Origin of the sequence: Sphingobacterium sp. GVS05A, assembly GCF_019969845.1 — a bacterium.
GTDB lineage: Bacteria > Bacteroidota > Bacteroidia > Sphingobacteriales > Sphingobacteriaceae > Sphingobacterium.
On sequence record NZ_JAHXYR010000009.1, the window covers coordinates 344,760 to 355,093 of the forward strand.

The 10,334-nt window shown below is 41.0% G+C and carries 11 protein-coding genes; 4 read left to right on the forward strand and 7 right to left on the reverse strand.

Features of this window, described 5'->3' with window-relative positions; genetic code table 11:
- Positions 1-29 precede the first annotated feature (29 nt).
- From LC454_RS21935 to LC454_RS21950, 4 genes are read right to left on the reverse strand one after another with little or no spacing between them, the layout of a single operon-like run.
- Positions 30-920: a TIGR01777 family oxidoreductase gene (locus LC454_RS21935; protein ID WP_223584587.1), complete on the reverse strand. Its 891-nt coding sequence runs from the start codon at positions 918-920 to the stop codon at positions 30-32.
- A 26-nt stretch (positions 921-946) separates the two neighbouring features.
- Complete coding sequence (locus LC454_RS21940; protein WP_120261664.1) at positions 947-1,327, reverse strand: hypothetical protein; 381 nt, start codon at positions 1,325-1,327, stop codon at positions 947-949.
- A gap of 4 nt (positions 1,328-1,331) precedes the next feature.
- Positions 1,332-1,694, reverse strand: coding sequence for a hypothetical protein (locus LC454_RS21945; protein ID WP_223584588.1), 363 nt, complete (start codon positions 1,692-1,694; stop codon positions 1,332-1,334).
- Between the two features lie 4 nt (positions 1,695-1,698).
- A complete protein-coding gene (locus LC454_RS21950) occupies positions 1,699-2,205 on the reverse strand; it encodes a GbsR/MarR family transcriptional regulator (protein WP_120261913.1) in 507 nt (168 codons plus the stop codon).
- A gap of 153 nt (positions 2,206-2,358) precedes the next feature.
- On the opposite strand from LC454_RS21950, the gene LC454_RS21955 reads away from it, so the two are divergent.
- The 3 genes from LC454_RS21955 (at position 2,359) to LC454_RS21965 (ending at position 4,706) form a co-directional block, all read left to right on the forward strand.
- Positions 2,359-3,342 carry a hypothetical protein gene (locus LC454_RS21955; RefSeq protein ID WP_223584589.1) on the forward strand — a complete coding sequence of 328 codons (984 nt, stop codon included), beginning with the start codon at positions 2,359-2,361 and terminating at the stop codon, positions 3,340-3,342.
- Positions 3,343-3,414: 72 nt separating this feature from the next.
- A complete protein-coding gene (locus LC454_RS21960; protein WP_223584590.1) occupies positions 3,415-3,864 on the forward strand; it encodes an energy transducer TonB in 450 nt (149 codons plus the stop codon).
- A gap of 77 nt (positions 3,865-3,941) precedes the next feature.
- A complete protein-coding gene (locus LC454_RS21965; protein ID WP_223584591.1) occupies positions 3,942-4,706 on the forward strand; it encodes a suppressor of fused domain protein in 765 nt (254 codons plus the stop codon).
- A 71-nt stretch (positions 4,707-4,777) separates the two neighbouring features.
- Here LC454_RS21965 and lat read toward each other — a convergent pair whose 3' ends face one another.
- Both lat and LC454_RS21975 read right to left on the reverse strand, forming a co-directional pair.
- The gene (gene lat / locus LC454_RS21970; protein WP_223584592.1) at positions 4,778-6,064 is read right to left on the reverse strand and encodes an L-lysine 6-transaminase; all 1,287 of its coding nucleotides are present in this window, start codon (positions 6,062-6,064) and stop codon (positions 4,778-4,780) included.
- Between the two features lie 19 nt (positions 6,065-6,083).
- Positions 6,084-7,613, reverse strand: a complete 1,530-nt coding sequence (locus LC454_RS21975; protein ID WP_223584593.1) for an aldehyde dehydrogenase family protein — start codon at positions 7,611-7,613, stop codon at positions 6,084-6,086.
- A 130-nt stretch (positions 7,614-7,743) separates the two neighbouring features.
- Here LC454_RS21975 and LC454_RS21980 point away from each other — a divergent pair, with 130 nt between their 5' ends.
- Positions 7,744-8,916 (forward strand): acyl-CoA dehydrogenase family protein, encoded by a 1,173-nt coding sequence (locus tag LC454_RS21980; RefSeq protein WP_223584594.1) that lies wholly within the window; start codon positions 7,744-7,746, stop codon positions 8,914-8,916.
- Positions 8,917-9,755: 839 nt separating this feature from the next.
- On the opposite strand, the gene LC454_RS21985 is transcribed toward LC454_RS21980, so the two are convergent.
- Positions 9,756-9,983, reverse strand: coding sequence for a hypothetical protein (locus LC454_RS21985; protein WP_223584595.1), 228 nt, complete (start codon positions 9,981-9,983; stop codon positions 9,756-9,758).
- Positions 9,984-10,334: the final 351 nt, after the last annotated feature.

Here is a 10,334-nt window from a genome sequence, read left to right on the forward strand (position 1 = left end):
TCCCACGTTGTAGCTAGCATCGTAGCTATTTATCTCTCGGTTAGAATATCGTCTAAAGCCTTTCCAATCGTTGGAAATTGAAATCCAAACCCAGATCCCGCTAATCTTTCCGGTATTACCCAACGACTTTTTAACAAAAGCTCAGTTTCCGTCCCGATCAATAAAGCACCTATTTCCAACAACCATTTCGGTGAGGGGAGACCAATTTTTCGATGCATGATGCTTCGAAAAGTCTCCATAAAGGTCTTATTCGTAATCGGATTGGGGGCAGCACAATTTATGATGCCATCTATTTCATGATGTTTTTGTATAAATAAGATAATCTGGAATAGATCTTCAATATGTATCCAGCTAAAATATTGATCACCATTACCTTGTATTCCACCTAAACCGAATCGAACAAGATTTTTAAAAGGTTGTATAACACCACCATCGGCGCCTAGGACAATAGCCATCCGAAGAGCAACCTGCCTGGTGCGGGGTAAGTGGAAATCGAAAAATGTCTTCTCCCATTTCTTTGCGACCTCGACGGAAAATCCCGTTCCGATCTCACCGCTGCTTTCTGTCATTGGACGATCCTCTGCATGACGGTAGATTGTTGCGGTGCTTGCATTTAACCAAAGAATAGGAGGATGGCTGCAATTTTCAATTGCCTTGCCTAAAATACTTGTGGTCTCTGTTCTTGAAGAAAATATCTGCGCTTTGTTGCTGGCGTTATAGCGACAATTGACGGACTTGCCCGCGAGGTTGATCAACATTTCAGCATGTTCAAGTGCGGCTGAAATGCCATCCGTATCGGTCCAGGTTATATTTCCTTTCTGCCGACCAACGAGGATCACCTGATATCCCATTATTTGGAATCTTTTGGAAAGATATTGTCCGACAAAACCTGTTCCACCTGCAATAACTATTTTAGGCATGATAATACCGTTTTTAGAGATCTGTTTTACTCGTTAATTGTTGCTGGCATATTTCTTCTTTGTTTTGCGATTCTTTTGCCCCGGAAGAATAGGAACATATTCAGAAAAAGCATGACACCTAAATAAATGCTGAATCCACCGATTTTATAGCTGAGTCGCTCAATGAGTTCCTGTACACTTGGTTCATATAAGCTAATCTCAAGGATATACAAAGCAAATCCCAGGTTCATGAGGTAGAAACCAATCCGGAAAAGATTGTTTGTCGCATTGGCGACTTCCGGTCGCCCCGCAAAAATATCATTCATGTACACGATGCTATTTTTGAAAAGCACATACGCAACATAATAGGTCAGTGCAATTGCAATGGGTAGATAAATAAAATACCCGATAACTGTTAAATTTCCCATGATATTATGATTTAATAGTGAATGAATTTGTCTTTTTAGCGAAGAAATAAATGCCAAGCATATTAAAGTAGTGCATGCAGACAAGTACAAATAATAATGTTCCTGTTTTTAATGCAATACTGCTGATCATATCCTCAAATGTTTGGATTTGTTTCCAGTAACTGAATTGAATGACGGCATAACCAATATTGAGCAAATAATATCCCATAAGCAATAAGTTGTTTGTCGTGTCTGTTAGTGCAATGTTGTTTTTAAACAACGAAAGAATAAAAATCCGACCGTTTTTGTGAAACAAGCGACCTACCCAAAGGATAATGTAGCAGGTTAGCAAGCCATATATCGCGTAAGCAAGGATATTAAAGTTCATAAGATTACATCATTAGTTTGATTAATTTTAGTAACAGATCCCCGCCGCTAGTATTGAATAGTTTGTTTGCGATGGTTTCGAGTTGATCTGTTAATACCTGGATATCTTTTACCGTCTTATGAAACTCCTTGCCTTCTGGCGTTTTATCTTTCTCTGTATTTTTGCTGATTTCTCTGAGAATATCCATGACCGGATCAAGTTCTTTTTGCTTGCGCATAACAGCAATTTTCATCGCCCATTTTAATACGTCTTTCTCCGCAACGAAATATTCCTTTCGGTCTCCTGCAATATGTTTTTTGTAAACAATACCATAATCGACCAATTGACGGATACTCATGTTAGCATTACCTCTGGAGATAACCAGCTTCTCCATGATTTCGTCTGTAGACATAGGATTGCTCGCAGAAAGGAGTAATGCATGTACCTGAGCAACGGATTTGTTGATCCCCCATTCGGAACCCAACGCTCCCCAAGTATCTATAAATTGCTGTTTTGCTTCTTGTAATTCCATCTTCATTTTTATTTCTTACTCAAATTTATATATAGTTTTTTAATTTTCAAAAATTTCTGAAAATAAAATAAATTCAATAAACAAGTCACCATATCGTAATAAGGTTTTCCTTTTCTTGTGTCCTTTTTGATTTGTATTAACTTTGCTGGCATTATGGCAACAACTTTGTATAATCCATTCAAACAATTTCAGTTTGATCCAGCTATTTGTTTTTTAACAGGCAATAAACTTCAGTCTGAGGAAGAGAGCATCCAGGTCTTTCCTGTTTGGATGATGAAATCTTTTCAATTGGAAGATAAGCCTTTCAAAATGTTGGATGAGAATCTAGTGACTTATAAGTCACTCAAGCTTCCATGTTCGATTGATACAGCTGAAGCAATAGAACAAATGGAACGTGCCGTTGAGCAATCATTTGAGCAGGGCTACGAAGCGGTCAGCCAATTAGATCCTCTGCTACTTTTTCAATGGATGTCAAAAATTATCTATGGCGTTGTCTATAACGAAATTCTTGCTGGAATCCGCCAACAGAAAGCCTCAGGTGAGGATATGAACTTTTCGCAGGCGCTGGCACAGCGTTTTACTAACTTGCACGCCATGTTGCAGTCGTTGGTCGTTCCGATGGAATTTGAAAATACTTTCCCATTTTCCCTTGTTGTAGTGCCAGTAGAAAATGCGCCTGATACTTTTATGTATCGTGATGAAATAAATACCTTGATTTTTTCTATTCGAATGAAAGATTTTGCGGTTATTGCCTGCCTTCAGGATAATGCAACAAACAATATCTATCATGAAGACATATTGAAGACAATTGCAGGGAAAAAGCTTCACCCCATACAGTTTGAAGAGTTGTGTGCGCGCTATTTCTACTCTGCTTACCTTTTTAACCGCCTGCCGGATTACACTTATTTAAATACACCTCAGAAAGTATATGTTGAACCTATGCCGTTAGCGGATATGTCTATGAAGCCTATATTCGATCATTGGCAGAATAAGACCTACGGTCAGGTAGTGGAAAATTTCTGGAAACCTTGGGGTTTGACCTTGTTCGAAATTATTAAAAATCCAGAACAACCAATTAGCTTTTTACTGGATGATCAAGGAGCTTTTGTTACGGATGTTGATATGCCTATAAATTGAATCTGAAGAAAATAAAGTAATAAGTTGCTCCAAATACGCGTTAAAATGGTATGATTATGGATAGGATCAGGTATGTATTCACCAAATTTTAAAATTACTGTTTCGACAGCCCTGCTTTTTATCGTTTGTTTGACTTCACGGGCGCAGACTGCTGCTGTTCGTAACATACCTGCAGATAGTCTAGCCCAAAAGGTAGATGATTTTCCTTATTTTAAGGGCGGGGTGGTGGCCTGGTCCAGATTTTTACAGAATAATCTCGATTTGACACGAACTGTCGGAGCTATGGATAGTGTTGCGTATGCAAAATATGGCTCTAAACAGACTGCAATTCTTAATTTTATCGTTTGTGAGGATGGGGCTATTTGTAATATTGAAATCGAGAATAGGGAAAAGGTTAGCCCCGAATTTGCGAAAGCCGTATTGGCGGCAATGCGGAAATCACCACAGTGGATGCCAGCTTTAGTCAAGGGAAAGCCAGTCAAAACAAAATTTCGGCAGCCAGTAGTTGCTGTTATTGAATAATTGAAATGCAAAAGTAATTTAGGAAATTAACCATTTATTCACTTCATATGTCATTTTGGGATAAAGTCAAAAAAATCATGAGCGGGGGAGAAGATGAATCTTCCACTGAAAAGAAAGATGTTGAAATTACCGCCGGCGGTTCGACCATATATCGTTATGAAGATCAGCCCGAGGAAAAAGATCCGAAAGACCTATTCCCTGAGGTACAATGTGTGTATCTTGAAGAGATAGAAGAGCATTTGACAAAATATATAGCTGAACCAGATCTGGTATTTCACGAAATTATATCCGAATTAGTGCATATTGATGTACACTGGATCAAGCCTAGTGCGAATTATCCATACAATATCCTGGTAACTTCTGGAATGAGTGACCTTCCCATGAACGTTCCAGAGGAAATAGACGATAAGGAAGCTTATGAGCGTGCCGAGTTAATGGTTGTTCTTCCTGCTGATTGGAAAATAGGCGATGAAGAGTTTCAGGATGATAACAACTACTGGCCAGTCTACTTTTTGAAAAGGTTAGCGCGTTTTCCTCATGAGTATAAAACATGGTTAGGTTATGGCCATACTATTCCCAATGGGATGGAGGCCGAAGAAATAGCAAATACCGGTTTTGGCTGTATGCTCTTATTGCCTCCGATGTTGAGCTTTGATGAGAAATTTTTAGAACTTCAAACAAAAGATGGCAATATCATTAATTTCTATGCAATGATTCCAGTTTATAAGGAAGAGATGGATTTCAAACTGGAAGAAGGAACAGATGCCTTATTGGATCTTTTTGATGAATATGGGATATCAGAACTTGTAGACATAGATCGCCCAAATGTTTGTAGAAAATAATGACCTTGGTCAATACTGTTAAAAAAATGCAGTACTATTTGTGAATGAGTCACCAATAGTACTGCATTTTTTTATAGACTGTCTTCGATGATTATGATCGTTTTGTCAATATCTTCCTTACTGATATTAAGATGCGGTCTGAATCGAATACTTTTTTCACCACAACCCAATATAATTAATTTATTGGCATAAGCCCTTTTAATAAATTCGTTACGGGAATCTGCAGAATCAAAATCCAGGGCAACAAATAACCCTTCACCCCTTAAATTACTGAGCTGCGGTCTATCTTTCATAACTTCTTGTAGTTTACTCTTAAGGTGAGTTCCTTTTTCAGCAGCATTAACCAAGAGATTTTCCTGTTCGATAACTTCAAGAATTAGTTTAAAGCGGAGCATATCTATAAAATCTCCTCCAAAGGTGGAGTTGATCCGGCTGGATTCCTTAAACACATGATGTTCGACTTGATCAAATTTTTCCTTATTGGCTAATATGCCACAAACCTGGGCTTTCTTGCCAAATGCAAGTACATCAGGTATAACATCATAATGTTGATAAGCCCACATTTTTCCGGTAATACCCAGCCCCGTTTGTACTTCATCGAAAATCAGGAGAATTTCATTCTTGTCGCATATCTGGCGCAGTTGCTGGAAAAATTCTTTCCGAAAATGATTGTCTCCACCCTCGCCCTGTATTGGTTCAATGATAATGCAGGCAATATCGTTGGGATTGTCGTGGATGGCCTGATTGATCTCTGCGATTGCTTTCTCCTCTACGGTTATTGTTTGGCTGATATTTTCTGTCGTTAATGGATACGTTAATTTGGGGTTTACAATACGTGGCCAATTGAACTTTGGAAAATACAAGTACTTTCGGGGGTCCTGCGTATTTGTTAAAGAGAGTGTATAGCCCGATCTACCGTGAAAAGCCTGTTTAAAATGGATGACCTGACTCGCTTCTTTTTGTATGCCCTGAGCGAAATTAAGTCTTGTTTTCCAGTCAAAGGCTGCTTTCAATGCATTTTCCACAGCTAGTGCTCCGCCGGAAATAAAAAATGCATAGGGGAGTTCTTTTGGTATTGCCACACGGTCGAAGGTATCCACAAAATCTGCGAATTCTTTGGGGTAGATGTCCGATATAGCAGGCTTGTTGACTGCCATTTTGCCCAGAAACTCACGATGCTTAACCAGATGGGGATGGTTATAGCCAACAGCCATAGAGGCAAACATGCTAAACATATCCAGGTATTCGTCCCCATTTTCATCGACAACATAAGAGCCGTGCGATTTTTCCATATCCATGACCAGTGGAAACCCGTCTGCCAATATATGTTTACTTAGTCTTTCATGTACGTTGCTCATAATTTCGAATCTGAATGGTTTATAAATCGAATTTTATACCTTGTGCCAATGGTAAGTCTGTTGTGTAATTAATGGTATTTGTCTGGCGACGCATATATGCTTTCCATGCATCCGAACCAGATTCTCTACCGCCTCCGGTATCTTTTTCTCCGCCAAAGGCCCCACCGATTTCTGCACCTGAGGTACCGATATTGACGTTTGCTATGCCACAATCCGATCCGGCCGCACTAAGAAATAGTTCGGCTTCTCTCAGATTGTTTGTCATCACAGCTGAGGACAGGCCTTGGCTGACGCCATTTTGCAATGCGATAGCATTGCCTATGTCGCCTTGATACTTGATTAAGTATAGAATGGGAGCGAAAGTTTCATGTTGAACGATCTCATAATGATTTTCGACTTCGGCAATAACAGGTTGTACATAGCAACCACTTTCATAACCTTTCCCTTCTATTACTTTCCCTTTAATTAGAAGTTTTCCCCCTTGTGTTTTAATTTTGTCTAGTGCGTTTAAGTATGATTTTACGGCGGCTTTATCAATCAATGGTCCTACATGATTTTTTGTGTCCAATGGGTCGCCAATTTTTAATTGACCATAGGCTTTTGTCAGTTGTTTCTTGACTTTGTCGTAGATGCTCTCATGGATAATCAGTCGTCGTGTGCTAGTGCAGCGTTGTCCTGCTGTTCCCACGGCTCCAAATACAGCACCGATGATTGTCATGTGGAGGTCCGCATCTGGGGTGACAATAATCGCATTGTTGCCACCAAGTTCCAGTAGCGTTTTGCCCAGCCGTTGTGCGACAGTAACAGCAACTTCTTTTCCCATCCGTGTTGATCCTGTTGCCGACACCAAGGAGATGCGGTTGTCAGCAGCAAGCCATTCACCGACTTCTTTGTCGCCCATGACCAAGTTGGAGATACCCTCAGGTAATCCATTGTCATGGAGGATTTCTGCTAATAGTTTTTGACAGGCAATGGCACATAATGGCGTTTTCTCGCTAGGTTTCCATACGACTGTGTTTCCGCAAACCAAAGCGATGGCCGTATTCCATGCCCACACAGCTACGGGGAAATTAAAGGCGGTAATAATACCGACTACACCCAAAGGATGATATTGATCATACATGCGATGGCCGGGACGTTCAGAATGAATGGTATTGCCATAGAGTTGTCGGGATAGCCCCAGCGCGAAGTCACAAATGTCAATCATTTCTTGTACTTCCCCCATACCTTCTTGATAGGATTTCCCCATCTCATAGGAGACTAATTTTCCGAGTGTCAGTTTCAATTCTCGTAATTTATCGCCTAGTTGACGGATAATGTCTCCCCTCTTGGGAGCGGGGATAAGTCGCCATGCTTTGAAAGCGTTTTGGGCATCACCGATGACTGTCTCATAATCCTTCTGGCTGCTACCTGACACTTTTGCAATGAGTTTTCCATCTACAGGAGATAGGGATTCGAATACTTCACCACAAGAAAACCACTTTTGGCCTGTTGACGAGCCTAAATTCTGGGATGTTATGCCGAGTATTTTAAGTTCTTTTTTTATCATAATGGTTTATTTTATTCGTGGAATATGTTAAATATAGGGAATAAAATTCTGTTAAACAAGTTTTGTGTGAATATTGTTCAGTTTGAAAATATTTTATTATCTTAGAGAAGCTAATGTAGACTATACGATTATGAAACAAATAAATGTTGATTATTTTCAAGTGGATGACCTTTTATCGGAGGAGCACAAGCTTGTGCGTCGTGCTGTTCGGGATTTTGTTCGGTCAGAGATAAAACCAGTCATAGAAGATGCAGCACAGGCACATCAGGCCATAGAGGGGTTGATGCCCAAACTTGGTGCAATAGGTGCTTTAGGTCCTTATATTCCAGTAGAATATGGTGGTGCGGGATTAGATCAGATTTCTTATGGTTTGATTATGCAGGAACTCGAGGCCGGTGATTCTGCGGTTCGTTCTGCGGCTTCGGTGCAATCTTCTTTGGTGATGTATCCGATATATACCTATGGTAGCGAGGAGCAACGCCGTAAATATTTGCCGGGGCTTGCTTCCGGGGAACTCGTGGGCTCTTTTGGTTTAACCGAACCGAACCACGGTTCTGATCCCGGAGGGATGGAAACGCGATTGACAGCGAGTAATGGTGGTTTTTTATTGAACGGTGCTAAGATGTGGATTACAAATTCGCCAGTATGTGATCTTGCTGTAGTTTGGGCACGCGATGAAGCGGGAAAAGTGCGAGGGGTAATTGTTGAACGTGGAATGGATGGTTTTGAAACACCGGAAACATTACATAAGTGGTCTTTACGAGCTTCTAAAACTGGGGAGCTGGTTTTTCATGATGTCTTTATTCCCGCTGAAAATGTATTGCCTGAGGTAAATTCGATGCGTGGGCCGCTGTCTTGTTTGAATTCTGCACGGTATGGAATATCTTGGGGTGTGATAGGAGCGGCGATCGACTGTTATGAAACGGCTGTTCAATATGCTCTGGAGCGTCAGCAATTTGACCGACCAATTGGCGGTTTTCAGTTACAACAGAAAAAATTGGCTGAATTTCTGACAGAAATTACGAAGGCTCAGTTGTTGTCTTGGCGCTTGGGGCTTTTAAAGAATGAAGGGAAAGCAACTCCACAGCAAATTTCGATGGCCAAACGGAATAATGTGAATATGGCTTTACAGATCGCGCGTGAATCCCGGCAGATTTTGGGAGGAATGGGCATTGTTGGAGATTTCCCAATTATGCGACATATGATGAATCTTGAATCGGTTATTACGTATGAAGGAACTCACGATATTCATTTATTGATTACTGGTCAGGATATCACGGGCCTAAATGCATTTTCTTCTTAATTCTGTCTATATCTTAAATTATATTTGAGATACTATTCAAAACTGTTGGTGGTAGTGGCATATATATTCCTTTTTATGCCAAGTAAACTGCTCAATTTATATTTTTTGATCCGTGGTTTTTTGAATGCTTTGCTTCAAAAAACTGCGTTTCCAGCCAATGATCCATATTTTTTTTAGCTTATTTTGGAACTTTTCAACCGCGGTTGGAAAACTCTTCTGCGCTGAATTAGGCTTTAAACGAGCCTGATAGCAGATGTTGGCATGGTTCGACCAGACTCCTACTGCTGTTCTCGCTGCCTAACTCGGACTCATCACGGAAACAGCACGAATTCTCCCTGAAGCCGTACCCCCTTCCCCTCACGTTCTGAATTTCCCTATCCAAACGATAGTTAAATGGTATAGAAAAGCCGGAGGAGTTCGCAGGAAGGTGCGAACACCACCCTGAAGGGGGATGCTTTTGCCTTTAGGGATACCAATCCTGGTATTTTTTAATGATAAGCCCAGTATTAAAGTAGCAATAGTCTACGATTAGGTTAGGGTATAGTTAGGTATTGTTTAGCTAAAACCTAAACAATACCTAAACTAAACCTAACTAAACAGTAGATTTGTCCTTACTTTGGTGCCCCTTCTTTTTGGGTTGTCTTTCGGGATGGTCTGCGCTTTTTTTCGGCTGCGGTTTTTATACCTGTCCGTGATCCGGTCTGCCTGCTGCGGCTCATCGGCTTTTTTTCTGTTTGTGGTCGTCTATCTTTGCGGGAAGTTCGCTGCTGTGGGCATACCGGCTTTCTGTCCCTGCTGCGGCGTGGTGGTAGGGCGCCTTGGGGATGCGGCTGTTATGTTTAGCGTCCCTCTTTTCGTTCCGGGTTACCTTTTCCTATATGATCTTTGTTTTTGCCCTCTTTTCGCTCCGGGACACTTTTTTCACATGAGTCCACCTTTTCTATAACCTCTGCGCCCAGGGTATCGAGACCCGTGCGGCATTCCCCGGTTCCTCCATCCACGTTCCTGCGACCTTTCTGTGGTCTTTCCCCTGCATTTTCCCTGCATTTTCCCGTATAACCGTCCATTTTTGCATCCCGGCGCCCCCCGGGATGCTGTTTTACAAAAAGAATCCGCCAAGTTCACAGCGAGTTACGGATATATTGAAATAAATAAGAACAAAAGGCTTGGAAGTTTGTTAGTAAACTCCCTATCTTTGCACCACTCCGCAAGGGAGGGACGGTTACTTCGGAAGGGGTGACCACTGAAAAAAGAAGGGTTTAACGGAAGTTGAGCGCGGAAATCGGGAAAAAGAAAAAGAAAAAAAACTTCAAAAGTTTTTTGGAATTTCAAAAAAGATTTCTACCTTTGCAGTCCCAACGGAAACGGAGGGAAACAAAAAAAAGATAAAGAGGGCGCAATGCCATCGGAATATAGCG

Excerpts from the sequence above, each read along its gene's own strand:
- LC454_RS21980 (WP_223584594.1), top strand. The coding sequence starts at position 7,744 with ATGAAACAAATAAATGTTGATTATTTTCAAGTGGATGACCTTTTATCG.
- lat (WP_223584592.1), bottom strand. The coding sequence starts at position 6,064 with ATGAGCAACGTACATGAAAGACTAAGTAAACATATATTGGCAGACGGG.
- LC454_RS21960 (WP_223584590.1), top strand. The coding sequence starts at position 3,415 with ATGTATTCACCAAATTTTAAAATTACTGTTTCGACAGCCCTGCTTTTT.
- LC454_RS21955 (WP_223584589.1), top strand. The coding sequence starts at position 2,359 with ATGGCAACAACTTTGTATAATCCATTCAAACAATTTCAGTTTGATCCA.
- LC454_RS21965 (WP_223584591.1), top strand. The coding sequence starts at position 3,942 with ATGAGCGGGGGAGAAGATGAATCTTCCACTGAAAAGAAAGATGTTGAA.
- LC454_RS21935 (WP_223584587.1), bottom strand. The coding sequence starts at position 920 with ATGCCTAAAATAGTTATTGCAGGTGGAACAGGTTTTGTCGGACAATAT.
- LC454_RS21975 (WP_223584593.1), bottom strand. The coding sequence starts at position 7,613 with ATGATAAAAAAAGAACTTAAAATACTCGGCATAACATCCCAGAATTTA.
- LC454_RS21950 (WP_120261913.1), bottom strand. The coding sequence starts at position 2,205 with ATGGAATTACAAGAAGCAAAACAGCAATTTATAGATACTTGGGGAGCG.
- LC454_RS21945 (WP_223584588.1), bottom strand. The coding sequence starts at position 1,694 with ATGAACTTTAATATCCTTGCTTACGCGATATATGGCTTGCTAACCTGC.
- LC454_RS21985 (WP_223584595.1), bottom strand. The coding sequence starts at position 9,983 with ATGGACGGTTATACGGGAAAATGCAGGGAAAATGCAGGGGAAAGACCA.
- LC454_RS21940 (WP_120261664.1), bottom strand. The coding sequence starts at position 1,327 with ATGGGAAATTTAACAGTTATCGGGTATTTTATTTATCTACCCATTGCA.